Annotated in this window: 11 protein-coding genes; 4 read left to right on the top strand and 7 right to left on the bottom strand. The window is 45.4% G+C overall.

Going from position 1 to position 15,680, the window contains the following annotated elements:
- Nucleotides 1-64: 64 nt before the first annotated feature.
- Nucleotides 65-1,192, top strand: a complete 1,128-nt coding sequence (locus tag G469_RS08355; RefSeq protein WP_051353760.1) for a C39 family peptidase — start codon at nucleotides 65-67, stop codon at nucleotides 1,190-1,192.
- A gap of 125 nt (nucleotides 1,193-1,317) precedes the next feature.
- On the opposite strand, the gene G469_RS0104285 is transcribed toward G469_RS08355, so the two are convergent.
- Complete coding sequence (locus tag G469_RS0104285) at nucleotides 1,318-3,039, bottom strand: phospho-sugar mutase (protein ID WP_028263997.1); 1,722 nt, start codon at nucleotides 3,037-3,039, stop codon at nucleotides 1,318-1,320.
- Nucleotides 3,040-3,228: 189 nt separating this feature from the next.
- On the opposite strand from G469_RS0104285, the gene rlmKL reads away from it, so the two are divergent.
- Nucleotides 3,229-5,535 (top strand): bifunctional 23S rRNA (guanine(2069)-N(7))-methyltransferase RlmK/23S rRNA (guanine(2445)-N(2))-methyltransferase RlmL, encoded by a 2,307-nt coding sequence (gene rlmKL, locus G469_RS08350; RefSeq protein ID WP_084522302.1) that lies wholly within the window; start codon nucleotides 3,229-3,231, stop codon nucleotides 5,533-5,535.
- Nucleotides 5,536-5,590: 55 nt separating this feature from the next.
- Here the strand turns inward: rlmKL and G469_RS0104275 are convergent, their stop codons facing one another.
- Both G469_RS0104275 and G469_RS0104270 read right to left on the bottom strand, forming a co-directional pair.
- Complete coding sequence (locus G469_RS0104275) at nucleotides 5,591-6,550, bottom strand: glycosyltransferase family 2 protein (protein ID WP_028263996.1); 960 nt, start codon at nucleotides 6,548-6,550, stop codon at nucleotides 5,591-5,593.
- Between the two features lie 70 nt (nucleotides 6,551-6,620).
- Entirely contained in the window at nucleotides 6,621-8,126 is a 1,506-nt protein-coding gene (locus tag G469_RS0104270; RefSeq protein ID WP_028263995.1) for a S10 family peptidase, read from the bottom strand.
- 128 nt (nucleotides 8,127-8,254) lie between these two features.
- Here G469_RS0104270 and G469_RS0104265 point away from each other — a divergent pair, with 128 nt between their 5' ends.
- Nucleotides 8,255-10,540 carry a KUP/HAK/KT family potassium transporter gene (locus G469_RS0104265; protein WP_028263994.1) on the top strand — a complete coding sequence of 762 codons (2,286 nt, stop codon included), beginning with the start codon at nucleotides 8,255-8,257 and terminating at the stop codon, nucleotides 10,538-10,540.
- Nucleotides 10,541-10,604: 64 nt separating this feature from the next.
- On the opposite strand, the gene G469_RS0104260 is transcribed toward G469_RS0104265, so the two are convergent.
- A complete protein-coding gene (locus G469_RS0104260) occupies nucleotides 10,605-11,474 on the bottom strand; it encodes an HAD-IIB family hydrolase (RefSeq protein WP_028263993.1) in 870 nt (289 codons plus the stop codon).
- 14 nt (nucleotides 11,475-11,488) lie between these two features.
- A complete protein-coding gene (locus G469_RS0104255) occupies nucleotides 11,489-11,785 on the bottom strand; it encodes an ACT domain-containing protein (protein ID WP_028263992.1) in 297 nt (98 codons plus the stop codon).
- Nucleotides 11,786-11,920: 135 nt separating this feature from the next.
- On the opposite strand from G469_RS0104255, the gene G469_RS0104250 reads away from it, so the two are divergent.
- Complete coding sequence (locus tag G469_RS0104250; RefSeq protein WP_028263991.1) at nucleotides 11,921-13,015, top strand: dTDP-glucose 4,6-dehydratase; 1,095 nt, start codon at nucleotides 11,921-11,923, stop codon at nucleotides 13,013-13,015.
- A gap of 13 nt (nucleotides 13,016-13,028) precedes the next feature.
- On the opposite strand, the gene G469_RS0104245 is transcribed toward G469_RS0104250, so the two are convergent.
- Together G469_RS0104245 and G469_RS0104240 are read right to left on the bottom strand one after the other, a co-directional pair.
- Nucleotides 13,029-13,784 (bottom strand): peptidylprolyl isomerase, encoded by a 756-nt coding sequence (locus G469_RS0104245; RefSeq protein ID WP_051353759.1) that lies wholly within the window; start codon nucleotides 13,782-13,784, stop codon nucleotides 13,029-13,031.
- Between the two features lie 13 nt (nucleotides 13,785-13,797).
- Nucleotides 13,798-15,630, bottom strand: a complete 1,833-nt coding sequence (locus tag G469_RS0104240) for a subtype A tannase (RefSeq protein ID WP_028263989.1) — start codon at nucleotides 15,628-15,630, stop codon at nucleotides 13,798-13,800.
- Nucleotides 15,631-15,680: the final 50 nt, after the last annotated feature.

Here is a 15,680-nt window from a genome sequence, read left to right as displayed (position 1 = left end):
TTAAGCAGTATCAATAAAGCATGTAAACCTGCATGCAGCCTGGTTGGTTAAACGAAGGAGCTATATGCCGTACTCACAACAACCTCGCTCATCAAGGCCGGCGTCTCAGCGCAGAGCTCGTCAGGCACACACGTCAGAGCGTCAACGTAGGCAATCATCTGGTGTTTCTTCTGGCACGGGACGCACTCCACGCAATGGTAATCCACAAGAATACTCACTGCGCGGACAGAAGATTGATTTAAATAGACGCAGTATTTTTGGTAGTTACAACCCACGAGTACTTGCTATCTTAGGTGCTGGCATCATTGTTTTGATTATGCTTATTGTGGGAATTTCGAGTTGTGTGCGCAGCTGCACCACCAAAAATGCTCCAACTGTAGAAGCCACACAAAATGAAAATGGCATTGCTGCGGGTATTTCTGAAGAACTCAACAAGGGCTTGGAAGGAAAGCTTTCTATAGGAGAAAGCTGGAAATCCATTGCCAAGAGCGCCGATAAATACTCTAATGAACGCATCATTGAGCTTGCGCTGGAAGATCCAGCAGCGGTAGATTTTGTCGCAAAGGTTCCCACTGCAGCCAAAGAAGCTCAAACCTATTCCGATGCCGTTACCAAAGATACTGTTCCTCTGCTCTACGCATATGATACACGCTGGGGATTTGTAGACTATGCAAATGGCCCTCTAGGCGTAACAGGATCTGGTCCCACCGCTCTTGCCATGACATACATGTCTTTGACGGGCAAAAATGATCAGACACCTGCCACCATTGCTAAGCTGGCAACAGATAACAACTACGCCACGGGTGACGCGTTTACTGATCTTACGTTCTTTAGCGATAAGGCTAAGGATTTGGGTCTTACTGCAGAATCCGTTGATGCTTCCATAGAAGAAATCACTGCTTCGCTTAAGAACAACCACCCCATTATTGTCTTGGTGAACGACAAAACCTTTACCAACTATCAACACTATGTAGTTTTAGCAGGTCTTAATGCAGATGGTACGCTCAATGTCTATGACCCCATAAGCAGTATTGTGAGCAGCCGTCCTTGGGCTGTACAAACCATTTTGGGATACACGTCCAACAAAATTATGGTTATGCACCCCACAGAAGAAAGTTCTCAGGATAACTCCAATGAATCTAAGGAGTCGAACGACTCAAATTCCAACTCTTCTGCCGAGAAGAAACAGTAAAAGCAATGCTTTCTACTCAGTAGGTCACCTAGTAACTTTGTAGTTGTTTACCAACCTTTATGCTCAAAACAAAATATTCCGCTCTCAGTTGAGAACGGAATATTTTTTATTCTATGTTAAGTACCTTATGCCAAGAGCTTTTCGGAAGCCTCCTGCAAGGCTGCATGAACAGCTTCGGACTCTGCACGAGTTGAGCCCTTAGAAAACAGATAGGCCTTTACCTTGGGTTCGGTGCCAGAAGGACGGAAAATGACCTTATTATTGCCTTCAAGCGCAAACTCAATAACGTTAGAGGAAGGAAGGGTTTGAGCCTCTTCCTTTTGCAGACCAGAAATCCGAGGCATTTGAGGACCGGTGGCAAAATCTGTTATAGCAGTAACTTTAAAACCACCAATCTCTGCAGGAGGATTAGCACGCAAACTATCCATAATTTCTGCCATATGAGCAGCACCTGCGGCACCAGGGAAGTTAGCATTAACGGTACCATTAAGATAGTATCCATACTTCTGATACAAAGCTTCCATAGCCTCATACAAATCCATACCCTGAGCAGCATAGTAAGAGGCCATCTCTACACACAACATAGTTGCAACAATGGCATCCTTATCACGTGCATGAGTGCCAACTAAGTAGCCGTAGGATTCCTCAAAGCCCATCAAAAAGCGATGAGACTCCCCTGCCGCTGTAAGTTGATCAATCTGGTCTCCAATGTACTTGAAGCCCGTAAGAACACGACGCAGTTCAAAGCCCTTATCGGCAGCTAAAGCATCACACATGGAGCTGGATACAATAGTGGACACAGCAACCTTGGAACAAACATCCTCGCCGTTTTGTTGAGCCATGGTAGCAAGCCAGTCCATGAGGAGCACGCCCATCTCGTTACCAGACAGCAATTTGTACTCTCCGGCATGCGGAATAGCGGTGCCCATGCGGTCCGCATCTGGATCAGTTGCTACCAATAAATTAGGCTTGACCTCATCTGCAAGTTTGAGACCTAAATCAAGTGCCTCACGAAACTCGGGGTTAGGATAGGGACAAGTGGGAAAATCACCATTGGGCTCGGATTGCTCAGGTACAACTGTTACATCACTCACGCCAATCTCGGACAGAATGCGACTTACACACTCCATGCCCGTACCGTTAAGCGGAGTGTATACCACCTTGTAACCATCGGATGCCTTAAAGCCGGGGACAGAAACTTTTTTAATAGCAGCGATAAAATCATCGAGTACATACTCGGGTGTCCATTCAATTAACCCCTGCTGCAATGCCTCATCAAAATTCATGCATTTTACAGCACCAAACATGGGTGTGTGAGCAATGGCTGCACTAATCTCATCCGCAGCCTCATTGGCAATTTGACCGCCATTCTCGTTATACACCTTGTAGCCATTGTACTTTGCAGGATTGTGGCTTGCAGTAAGCACAATGCCCGCACTCGCGCCCAGACGACGCACCGCAAAAGACAGCGTAGGAACAGGTTCAATGCGAGGATACACATATACGTGGATACCATTAGCAGCCAAAACGCCGGCTGCTACGCGCTGAAACTCTTCACCCTTATTGCGAGAATCGCGTGCCAAAGCAACGCTAGGATTGGTGTAGTGAGCATGTAAATAATCCGCCACACCTTGAGTTGCCTGAGCAACTACGTGCACATTCATGCGGTTAGTACCTACACCAATGGTGCCACGAAGACCAGCAGTACCAAATTCCAGACCACGATAAAATGCGTCATACAACTCATCCGTATCGGCAGCAATCAATGTCTTGAGCTCGTCGATTAAATCTTTTTCGGTGAGGTTATCTAACCATTGATTCACCGTGTTCTTGATGCTCTGATCCATGAGAACGTCTCCTTACTGTGGGGATAGACGCTAAACAAGGGCGCAGCGCGCCGTTACGTACCTGTATTATATTTAATAAATGTTAGCCGTATGCATCGTACTTGTCAGCGGCAGATGTAAATACTCAGATTTACCTCCGCTTCGGATACACTTTAACCATCATTTAGGCGACGGGCGAAGGGTGTCCCGATGGAATTTATTGCAACATGTCCCAAGGGCTTTGAACAGCTTCTGGCACAAGAACTCACATCTTTAGGCTGCGAGCAAGTACGTCCTCTTATGGGACAGGTGAGCTTTGGAGGCACATTATCCAATGCATATCGTGTGTGCTTATGGTCACGTTTGGCTTCTCGCATTACGCTTATTTTGGCACGTATAGACGCTGCCGATACAAACCAACTCTATGAAGGCATTAGTACGCTACCTTGGGAAGAGCATATTCCTACTACCGCCACTATTGCTGTTAATGCTCACGGCATGAATGAAGAGTTGCGCAATACACAATTTATTGCTCTGCGCACCAAGGATGCTATTTCTGACCGTATGCTGGCAAAAAAAGCAATTCGCCTTACCACCGATCCCACCAATCCAGACTTACGTATTACACTGCGCTTGCGTAATACAACCGCCATGGTTGGTATTGACCTTTCTGGAAACCCTCTCTTTCGCCGTGGCTATGAAATGGGTAAATCTGCACGTCAACCCATTGCACCTCTACGCCCAGACTACGCTGCTGCGCTACTGGCGCAAGCCGGCTGGTTTCGCGCTTGTCGTCACGATAACCCAACTTTGCTTAGCGTATACACCGGAGCAGGCACCATTCTTGCGGAAGCCGCAGCTCAAGCCCTTGATCGCGCTCCTGGATTATTACGTAGTAAATGGGGCTTTGAGGGATGGTTGGGCCACGATTCCAACACATGGACAAAACTACTAACAGAAGCAGATGAACGTGCAAAAAAAGCTGCAAATACTTCACTGACACTCATTGGTACAGATGATCGCCGCGGCTGGGAATCTGCTACCCGCCAAACTGTACGTGTTGCAGGCATTTTTTATGAACCTCAGCTAGTTAGTACTTCTGCCGTAGTACAAACCGCCAGCAAATTAAATAACTCTGCTGTTTGCGTTTGTGACTTAAGTTTCTTCTCTGCAGAAGAGCTACCCATAGAAGCTCGCGCGCTCAGTGTTGCTCGTGGTATTGCTGCAGCGCTTCCCCAAGATGTGTCATTGAGCGCTGTGGACAGCACTCAAACACTGGACGATGCACTTGCTATGGACGCTACAGAGCATATTGATATTTTGCTGGGTCAGGACAAGGCATCCATTCGCAGCTATGATTTACACCAGCATACACACAACCTACCCCTCGTCACCTATGGTGATAATAAGCAGGTAGCTGTGCTTATGGAGGGTTCGAGCCAATTTTCTGCCCGCCTTACCAAAATGTACAAGCTTCGCAAAAAATGGGCGAAGCGCGAGTTTGTAAGCTGCTATCGTGTGTATGATGCAGATTTACCAGACTATGCTGCTGCCATTGATTTATATGAGGGTCTTCCTCGCCATCGTGGTGGTGTACTGCAAGCCCCTGAGCGTTGGGCAGTTGTTGCGGAGTATGCAGCTCCCAAAACCGTTGATTCCACACGTGCACATGAACGTCTACTGGACATGCTTACGCTTACTCCATTGATTTGTAACATTGACCCAACTCATGTGTACGTCAAAACCCGCAAGCACTCTAAAGGTGGCTCGCAGTATGCCCAAAATGAGCAAAAGGATGATCAACGTCGTCATGGTCGCCTTATTGATGAAAATGGCTTAACTTTTGAGGTTAATTTTGAGGACTACCTCGATACAGGCTTGTTCTTAGACCATCGTGATACGCGCAACATGCTACGCGAGCTTGCCAAAAAAGTTCCTGAGCATGGCTATTTTTGTAACCTATTTGCTTACACCGGCAGCGCAACCTGCTATGTCGCAGATGGGGGCGCACGCAATACCACCACCGTAGACATGTCTCGCACCTATTTAGATTGGGCACAGCGCAATATGCGTCGTAATGGTTTTACCGAAGACACCCACAAGTTCGTACAGGCGGACGTGCTTCAATGGATTGATAGTGAGCGTCACAGCACCAACCGTTATGATCTTATCTTTTGTGATCCTCCCACTTTTTCCAACTCATCGCGTATGCGCAAACGTGGTTGGGATGTTCAACGTGACCATGTGGAGCTTCTTATTTCACTTTCTCGTATGCTCAGTAAGACAGGCGTTTGCGTCTTTTCTTGTAATCTGCGTAACTTTAAACCCGACGTCGAGGCACTTACCAAATTTGGCGTCAAGTTAGAGGATATTACCGAGAAAACCATTCCAGAAGATTTTGAGCGCAACAGCAAAATCCATCACTGCTATTTGGTAAGAAGGTCTACTCCCAGCTCCAAGGACTCACATTCTCATAGCAATCATGGTGGTAGGCGCAGTAATCACAAGAAGGCATAAGCTGGCGGGATACCCAATCCCGCCTATTCTGCCAATAGATTTAGTACGTATTGATTTATAAATTATCCCAGGTACGTTCAGAAATAATAAAACGAGGACGACTTTTTACCTCAAGATAAATCTTGCCAATATACTCACCAATAACACCAAGGGCCATAAGTTGTAAACCACCAAATAGACAGATAAAACAAATAATGCTTACCCACCCTGGTATTGCATAGTCTATACACATGCTTACGATTGCCCAAATACTACCTATGAGTCCCATCAGACTAAACACCATGCCCAATACTACAATGAAGTGAATTGGCTTGGTGGATAGACTGGTAATACCATCAAAAGCAAGCATGAGCATCTTAGCAAGCGGATAGTGGCCCTCCCCTGCCATGCGTTTGGATCGCTCGTAAGTAACCGTAGTTGACTTATAGCCAATCAATGGCACTAGTCCACGCAAAAACAAATTGACTTCATTAAACTCGGCAAGACCATCCAGTGCGCGAACGCTCAGCAAACGATAATCCGCATGATTAAGTACAATGTCCGCACCCAACGCAGCAAGCACCTTATAGTAACCCTCTGCTGTCATACGTTTAAAAACAGTATCTGCCTCACGTTTGGAATGAACACCATACACTACGTCATAACCTGCCAAATACTCAGTAACCATCCTAGAAATAGTATGAATGTCATCCTGGCCATCGCAGTCCGCAGAAATACACGCATCACAGTGCTTACGAGCTTCCATCAAGCCAGCAAGAAGTGCATGTTGTTGCCCTTGATTACGGGAGAGTGAAATACCTTCATACTGCTCATATTCCTGTGCAAGAGCAGTAATAATCTCCCAGGTTTTATCAGTAGATCCATCATTGACAAAGCAAATTTTACTAGCAGAAGAGATCTTACCTGTGCCAATAAGCTGTGTAAGCTCTTTCAAAAAAAGTGGCGCTGTAAGTGGCAGGACCTCTTGCTCGTTATAGCAAGGAATGACAATCCACAGGTTGGGCTGTGTGTTCATAACCACATTCTTCTTCACCTTGGGCATGGATAGGCTATGTGTTTGATTATATCTTGCTAGAATCCTTGTCTTATTCAGCGTTCGTCTCGTAGAAATTCTTAAGATCATCGTACATAGCAACCAATGTAGGTACATCTACATAAGCCATATGACCACAACCATAACGATGCCATTCAATATTTTGTTTGATTTCATCCGAGAGGAACTGTGTGCTCATATCATGTACAACATTCCAGTATGTTGTAGCGGCATCAAAGCGCCCACCCAAAATAGCAAGTTTAGTAGTTGGACTGCGGCGAAGTGCCGTTGCAATATCAAAGCTTACGTTAGGTGCACCAACCTTAGCATCGGTACCAGCACTAGCATGGTTCCAATCCCAGTTAACACCAATAGTAAGGTAATTGCTGCCCAAATAGCGCGTAGGTGCAACATAGCCAACCTTCTCGCGAAGGAAAGTACGAAGCGCTACATTCCAAGGCGCATCCATGGCATCCAAGGCAGCATCCTCAATAGCCAAAAATTCGCTAGATGTCTGTGCAGGATGATAGGAATCAGAAGCAAAGCGTGTGTCCAAACGACCTGCCACCTTTCCTTCATCCTCAAGCAACCTAGCACGGAAGGTTTCCAAATCAATGCGCAAGTGCTTAGCTGCAATAAATTTAGCAGGCAAACCAATAAAGTCGGCGAGTTGTTCTGCCACCTTCAGCTCTTCTTCCGCGCTTAAGCGATCTCCCTTAAGTAAAGCGGGAGCCAAAACGTCCTCAGTAAAGTCCATGGCACGATCAAACCACGTATCCTCATCCACATTAGCGCCAGCTTTGTCAAAAAACTGAGCGGTAGCAGCGTAAGTAGGCATCATACCTAGATAGTACAAATCTTCACCAGGAAGTGTTTGTACCCAGTTAAAAATGGCAGAAAGCATAACAACGCCAGTGATATGCACACCTTGCTCACCCAAAAGGCGCATCAGCTGAGAATTACGAATGGTGCCATAGGACTCACCAAATAAATAAAGGGGACTACCCCAGCGATTATTCTTCTCTAGCCATTCCTGAATAGCACAAGCAAAGGCAGATGCATCTCCGTCAATACCAAAAATCTTCTTGGAATCTACCCCTTCTGCAAGCGTAGACCAACCAGTACCAGGAGCATCCAAAAATACCAAATCGGACTGTTGAAGTAAGGTATAGGGATTATCTTTAACCTCAGGATTACCCACATGCTTTACGCCGTTTGTCTCTACCCTAACAGGACCAATACCACCAAAATTTACCGGTACAGAAGCAGACCCAGGCCCACCATTAAAAGCAAAGGTTACTGGACGAGAAGCATCTATCTTGCCATCCTTAAGTGCCACATAACTAATAGAGAACATCTGGGCTAACAGAGCACCCGCATCCTCACGCACATCTAGATGACCAGCTGTTACGACATAGTCCATAGTTTTGCCATTTGCAGACCATGTGAGCTGAGCAGATTTTGCCTCGGGAACAGCAGGGCGCAAATCTGCCGGGACCGTGCGAAACTCATCTGATTTTTTAGAGCTTGTAGCTGAGGTTTCCTGAGTATCGGACATACAGTGCTCCTTAAGAGATTGCAAGTAAACTTTCTTGTCCCCTACTTTACCCATTGAGTGCGTTTGAAAGTCTTATGACATGAACTACAATGAGAAATTACCTAAAAGAACTGTCAACAGGAGCAATAGTGCAAGCTTGTAAAACCGCCTCTGTAAAGAAGCGCAAATCACACTCCATTCCTTTATCGGCAGGAATGATTCTGGTTACCTTAGGCATCGTATACGGCGATATTGGTACCAGCCCCATGTACACCCTCAAAGCCATTATGGCTGGCAACGGTGGCTTAGCTACCATGAGCGAGAATACCGTGCTGGGTGCACTCTCTCTTATTATCTGGACGCTCACGCTTATTACGACCGTTAAATATGTGCTTGTAGCCATGCGTGCCGATAATCACAACGAAGGTGGTATTTTTGCACTATACAGCTTGGTTAAGCGCAACGCTAAATGGCTAATTATTCCCGCCATGTTAGGTGGAGCTGCACTGCTTGCAGACGGTATTCTTACTCCTGCTGTTACAGTAACTACAGCCATTGAGGGTCTTAGAACTATTGACCCTATTTATGATTTGATTGGTGACAATCAATCCATCGTTGTAGCCATTACCATTGCTATTTTGTGTGCCTTGTTTGTTATGCAGCGAGCCGGAACTTCAACCATTGGTAAGGCCTTTGGCCCCATCATGACTATATGGTTTCTCTATTTGGGTATTACGGGCTTCCTCAATCTAACCGTAGACTTTGGTATTTTGCGCGCCCTTAACCCAATACGCGGACTTGTCTTTTTGTTTGATGGCTCCATTAACCATGCTGGTCTCATGGTTTTAGGTAACGTATTTTTGTGTACCACTGGTGCAGAAGCCTTATATTCTGACATGGGTCATGTTGGTAAGCCTAACATTTATGTGAGTTGGCCTTTTGTAAAGGTATGTCTCATCCTTAATTACTTGGGCCAAGGTGCTTGGATTTTAGCTCATCGCAGTGATGCCATGTTGGCTTCCATCAACGACTTAAACCCCTTCTTCCAAATGCTGCCGGAAGAGTTACGCGCTTTTGCCGTTATCTTATCTACCTTTGCAGCAATCATTGCTTCTCAGGCTCTTATTACGGGTTCTTATTCCATTGTGTCTGAGGCAATTCGTCTTAATCTCATGCCCCATCTCAAGATTAACTATCCTTCCGAGACCAAGGGCCAGATTTATATTCCTTTGGTCAACAACATTATGTGGGCTGGTTGCATTGGTGTAGTTTTGCTGTTCCAAAGCTCTAGTCATATGGAAGCAGCCTACGGCTTAGCAATTACCGTAACTATGCTCATGACCACTATTTTGTTGTTTACCTACATCAGCAAAAATCTCCGTCAGATGCCCTCTGCAATAATCTTTGTCATCATCTTTGGTGCTATTGAACTTATGTTCTTCTTCTCCAGTCTGACAAAGTTTTTCCATGGCGGCTATGTAACTGTCTTGCTGGGTTTCTCGCTCTTTGTAGTTATGTATGTCTGGCGTCGCGGCACTGCAGTAGAACGCACGCAGTCTGTTTACCTACCTGTCAAGAGCTATCTGGATCAGATTTATGACCTAGTTCATGATGATGATTATCCTATGACCGCAGATAACCTGGTATTTTTGACCAACGATTCGTCCTTCGATAAGTTGGATCGCGATATTTTGTACTCCATCTTAGACAAGCGTCCCAAACGCGCAAAGGCCTACTACTTCCTCAACGTACAGGTGACCGACGAGCCTTACACACGTGAGTTTGTCGTCAATAATTTTGGCACAGACTTCCTCTTTAAGGTGCAAATTCGTCTAGGTTTTAGGGTTAATCAGCGTATTAATACCTATCTCTATCAAATTGTTGAGGACCTCATGAACTCTGGTCAGCTGGCCCCTCAAGAGCACAAATACTCTATCTATCGTGAGCACTCCAAGGTGGGTGACTTCCGTTTTTGCCTGTTGCGCAAAATGCTCTCTCCCGAAACTGACATTTCAGGTTTTGACCAGCGTGTTATTACGTTTAAGTATCTCATTCGTCGTTTATGCGGTTCTCCCGCTCGTTGGTATGGCTTGGAAGGCTCGAACGTTTTGTTTGAGTACGTTCCTCTCTTCTCCAAGGTTAAACAGGGAAATAAGCTGACTCGCAAGCCTTTTGATCCTACAGAGACTAAGCGCAAACTTACTAACGTTCCTACTGTAGCCACAAAGAAGGACGCAGTCGTTGCAACAACTGTCAATGACGATGACGATATTTTCTCCGCAGCCGTTGAAGACGATCGCTCCGAAAACTTTGCTCATGCAACAAATGAGCTTGTTGGTGGAGATACCGCAAGCTTTGCTCCACTGGTATTGGATGAAGACGATGAGGATGACAGCTCTTCTGACTACGAAGCCAGTGAAGATAACGAAGAGTAAAACGTACGAGGACGCAGATTGAACCATACAAACGACCACTTTCCCATTGGAAGGCGGTCGTCTTTTATAAATCTGTCAACAGCTGATTGAGATACCTACCTACACCAGCTTCATTGTTGGTCCAAGCAAGACGAGTGTTTGCGTATGGAAATACACCATCCATAGAGTTTGCCATGGCAACTCCGTTGCCAGCAACCTCAAGCATGGAAACATCATTAAAGGAATCGCCAAAGGCAACACAGTAAGACAAATCTTGAGACACATGCTTACACAGCCAAGACAGGGCTGCTCCCTTGGTACTACTCGCATCAGAAATTTCTATATTCCAATCTGCAGAACTTACGCAGGCCAGGCGAGCATCTTGCGCAACAAAGTCACGCACAAACTGCGCAGTTTTGGAATCTCGGAATATTACACTTATACGAGCTACAGTATCACAGGCATCTACGAGCTCATGATAGGTGGCGACATCTACGCTCTTACGCAACTGCCTTGCCAATACCAACACATGAGGATCATGAATGAACTCGTGCAAATGTGCACTATCGGTTTGAGCCTCTAGAGCATGAGATTTTGTGAAAATGTCCACAATAACATCCAGCTGTTCAAATACATCCATAAGCTCATGTGCGCGTTCATGTCCCAAATTTACTTCGTGCAAAGAGTTTAACTGCACTCCAGCAGTATTATGTGTAACCTCAAGCACCTGGGCCCCATTATTGCAAATAGCGTACTGTGTGCTGGGATGCTCTAACAACAAGGGCAACAGACCAGACATTGGTCTGCCTGTACATGGAACAAAACATCCACCTGCATGATATAACTCCGTCAGACTATCTAGGTTATGGACTGGTACGTTCTTGTCGTCAGATACAAAGGTTCCATCCATATCCGAGAAAACCATAAGGCTGTACGGATTGGCTTGCAAACTCATGAATGTGCACTTCCCTACAGGCGATACATGAACTTAAATACATCCTCACGCTGCATAGAAATCTGAACACCCAGGCTACTCTCGAGCTTGGTCAACGCATCTTGAATGCAGGCAAAATCGCTATCTGCACTCTCTAAATCAACCAACATGGTCATGGTAAATGTGCCTTGCAAAATAGTCTGAGAAATATCAAGAATATTAACTTTATGCTCAGCTAACACAGTCGAAACTGCAGCTACAATACCTGGCCTATCGCCACCAAGAACACTAATAATGGCATGCTCGGTTTGAGACGAAGAAGTATCCAACATGGGTTTGCCCTTCATTTAGTTGCATTTTGTAGGTCATACGTTAACGGTTGCCCTGTATTTTATTGTACAAGTAACTAACTTTGCAGTATTGTGCGGATAACACAAATCTTGCTATGAACCAGGATGCAAAGCCATATGGAGCAACACACCACACCAACCTACTTTGTAACCGGAGGAGCCGGTTTTATTGGTTCCCATCTGGTTCGAACGTTGTTGACTCAACAGCCTGATGCCTCTGTAGTGGTGCTTGATGTTCTAACCTACGCAGGCAATCCAGAAAACTTGTTAGATATAGCTTCTGACAAAAATGCTGGTCAACATCTCTATTTTGCACAAGTAGATATTTGTGACACCCTTGCTTTGCACAAGCTCTTTACACGCTTTACTCCACAGCTTGTTTTTCATCTAGCAGCAGAAAGTCATGTGGACCGTTCCTTAGTAGATGCTTCCCGCTTTATGCGCACTAACATACAAGGCACCCAAATCATTGCTGAGTGCATATATGAACAAATACAGGCAGGCTATCCATGTCGCATGCTCCATGTATCCACAGATGAAGTGTATGGTTCTATTTCATCTGGTCAAACACCAGTTTTGGAAGAGTATCCCTGCACACCAACCAGTCCCTATTCACAAAGCAAGCTCGCTGCCGAGAAAATCGTTCAAGATACATTGTCCTGTGGCCTAGACGCAGTTATTGTTCGCTGTTGTAATGCTTTTGGCTCTCATCAGTTCCCCGAAAAACTCATCCCCGTAGTACTAAGCTGCGCTCTGAGCCACAAATCAGTTCCTCTATACGGTAGCGGTTTACAAACCCGTGAATGGATGTGTGTAAAAGATCATGTAGCAGGTATTATTGCCGCAGCCATGCACGGCAAATCGGGTCAAACATACAACCTGAGCTCCGGCATAGAACTTGCCAATCTCACGTTAGCAGAAATACTTATAGATGCGCTTGCTATGCTTACGCACGATCCTGCCATCTCCAGGAGTCTTATCACGCATGTGACTGACAGAAAGAATCATGACTTGCGTTATGCAAGCAATAGTTCTCGGGCAATGCAAGAGCTTGGCTGGCATGCACGCTGTGACATATATAATGAGCTTCTCGCCACAGTTAATTGGTATGTGCAAAACGCAAGCTGGCTGGAACATATTACAAAAAAGAGCTACCACACACAAAGTGTACAGCAGCTCAAGGATGTTCTTGATATAAGGTGGATTGATTAATTGCACCCTACAACTAGTCCGTAATAGTAATCTTTGTGATAACAGGTTGGTCAGCAGAAGCAACAGTACCATTACCATCTTGTGCTTGGACTTTATCGCAAAGAGCATCCACTACATCCATACCATTTGTTACCTGGCCAAATGCTGCATACTGACCATCTAAAGACGCGGTATCCTGTTGCATGATAAAGAACTGAGAACTTGCAGAGTCCACTGCATTGGAACGTGCCATGGAAATAACGCCGCGCTTATGCTGAATAGGATTTACTACACCATTGGCGGAAAACTCACCTTTAATATTTTGAGAAGAGCCACCCGTACCATTACCCTGAGGATCTCCACCCTGAATCATAAAGCCTTTAATAATACGATGAAACGTTAGACCATCATAAAACCCATCATTGGCTAAATGACAGAAGTTTGACACCGTAATGGGTGCTGCATTTGCATTAAGTTCCAGTTCAATAGTGCCGTAATTAGCCACTTCAATACGGGCGTGATGCATGCCTGTAGCGTAGATGTCGTCCGCAGCTGGAGTATACAGACCACTTTGCGCATTGGAAGAAGTTTGCGCGTGCTCTGTACTTGACGGAGGGGTGGCATCTGAATTTGTATTGCTAGGGCCAGAAGAACAGGCACACAAAAAAATAAGGGACAAAGACACAATAATTGCCATCATCCACATAACAAAATCCAGTCCAGTGCGAGAATCCCGCTGTGCTTGGAAGTTTGCCAAAGCTTCAGAATACTTGATTTCGTGTTTTACCATTGTGTGCTACTTTCTACTTTGTAAAGCCAGCATTGACCCATGCTATGAACCCTTCAATTGGGTCTATGCCCAGTTCGCTCATGGAAAGACCTTCACCCCACACTGGTGTAAGCGTCATTTGTTTTACGCTATCATAAGCTTTAAGTGCAGCAGCTAGATTTGCCTCGGAGGTAAAGCTTACATTGCTTTGGAATAGACCTGTTTGAATCTCCCAGTAAGGAGCAATTTTTGCCTTACCAAACCCTCCGTAGTTACCAGACAGATAGTACAGAGGATCACTCATTTGCATACGATGCACAGTATCGTTTTTTAAATCATCCGTTTGTTCTAGATCTGCCTTCCAGGTTTCTATGATTGAGTCATTCCAGTTTGCAAGCTGGGCATACATATTTTGATTTTCTGTAAGCTCAGACAAAACCATTCCATCAAAATGCAAGGCATCGGACTGTGCATTACCAAACAGCTGATTAAACGTAGTTGCACGCGCTATACCATCATACGCGCACACATCTGCAGAAGCCGCACGCATATGAGAAATAAACGCTCCTAAATCCGTAATGGTTACCTTATTAGTGCGCTCATTAAATCTTATCCAGGTATAGTCCGCATTAAGCTCCTTGATGTAATTGTTGCGCGAGGCATAGGTGATGGGAGTTGTTTTTGAGCCATCATCACCAGCAGCAGCACGGGCAATAACATCTGCCTCATCTGCTTTAAGATTGCCATCTCCTGGAAAACCACCCAAGCCTAACGGTGTATTAGCTGGTGTATACGGAAAACTAACAGTACTCAAAAATACAGATGCCGCATCTTCCACCAATCCCAACAGATAGCGATAATAGCTACCATCTGCAAACACACCACCTGCTGTATTTTCCAAGGTCAGCGCATTACCATCATTAGTAAGTCCCAACGAGTTGAGATTATCGGCAAATGCACGAGACAAGTCTTCAGACAGCGCCGCTGTCCAAGTTCCTTCCAAGCGAGTGCCGTCCTTAGCATACTGACCACAGTACCACTCATATGCACCATCGCATCCAAGTGGTGCCAAGGTAGGTGACCAGGCACGTACCGCATATACCGAGTCAGAAAGATTATTACCCCTTGCGTCATATGTTGCTGCGCCTAATATTTCTAGGTAATCATCGTACAAGCTTGCATTACCCGTAGCACCCAAAATACAAGCCATAGCGCCAGATGAACCTGCACCAAATGGAACGATCTTCTCTAAATCACCAGGTAAACTTTCTGCGTTGTAGCGTAAGAAGCGGATGGCAGCCTTAAGGTCAGTTACTCCCCAAGGTGCGCCACCAACAAATGAAGCATTGGTATCCGAATCGTAGCCATTGTTACGGCCTCGAAATCCTGCATATACATAAATAAAGCCCGCCGACATATAAGGTGCTAAGCCATCAAAGGAATAGGCTGTAGGCGCACTTTGCCCTGTAAAGCTAACCGGATTAAGAGGCATTACCACGGGAGCTTCGGAAGCCTTGAAGTTGCCTACCTGAGCCTCTGCGTTAACGGTACAGGTATACGTTTTGCCGTTTTTCTCGCCCTTAAAGAAAGGACCTGGAACGTAAATTGCCAAACGCTCATAGGTTTTGGTGGCAGGTGTTAAACAGTATTGCAAACTATTTTGCCACCATACATCATTTGTCTCGTCATAGTTCCATGCGTCCATATTGATAGCCAAAGCGGCATATTTATTAAGATCACGCGTCTCTGCAGACGTTGGGTTTGAAGGCTTATTTTTGCCTTTTGAGCAGGCAGAAAGTACTGTTAAGGCACCAGCAGAAGCAAGTGAGATAAAACTTCGCCTGGATACGTTTGTGGATACGCTCATAACGTACTCCTCGTTGCAAGAAAGTATTGCAAAATATAATAGTCTACTAG

The organism is Atopobium fossor DSM 15642, from assembly GCF_000483125.1.
In the GTDB taxonomy this organism is placed as follows: domain Bacteria; phylum Actinomycetota; class Coriobacteriia; order Coriobacteriales; family Atopobiaceae; genus Atopobium; species Atopobium fossor.
Note: the sequence above shows the minus strand (reverse complement) of the source record. Positions and strands in the feature narration are given on the sequence as shown.

Coding starts and splice junctions, on each gene's coding strand:
- G469_RS0104260 (WP_028263993.1), bottom strand. CDS start 11,474: ATGAGTTTGCAAGCCAATCCGTACAGCCTTATGGTTTTCTCGGATATG.
- G469_RS0104245 (WP_051353759.1), bottom strand. CDS start 13,784: ATGGTAAAACACGAAATCAAGTATTCTGAAGCTTTGGCAAACTTCCAA.
- G469_RS08355 (WP_051353760.1), top strand. CDS start 65: ATGCCGTACTCACAACAACCTCGCTCATCAAGGCCGGCGTCTCAGCGC.
- G469_RS0104285 (WP_028263997.1), bottom strand. CDS start 3,039: ATGGATCAGAGCATCAAGAACACGGTGAATCAATGGTTAGATAACCTC.
- G469_RS0104275 (WP_028263996.1), bottom strand. CDS start 6,550: ATGAACACACAGCCCAACCTGTGGATTGTCATTCCTTGCTATAACGAG.
- G469_RS0104270 (WP_028263995.1), bottom strand. CDS start 8,126: ATGTCCGATACTCAGGAAACCTCAGCTACAAGCTCTAAAAAATCAGAT.
- G469_RS0104255 (WP_028263992.1), bottom strand. CDS start 11,785: ATGTTGGATACTTCTTCGTCTCAAACCGAGCATGCCATTATTAGTGTT.
- rlmKL (WP_084522302.1), top strand. CDS start 3,229: ATGGAATTTATTGCAACATGTCCCAAGGGCTTTGAACAGCTTCTGGCA.
- G469_RS0104240 (WP_028263989.1), bottom strand. CDS start 15,630: ATGAGCGTATCCACAAACGTATCCAGGCGAAGTTTTATCTCACTTGCT.
- G469_RS0104250 (WP_028263991.1), top strand. CDS start 11,921: ATGGAGCAACACACCACACCAACCTACTTTGTAACCGGAGGAGCCGGT.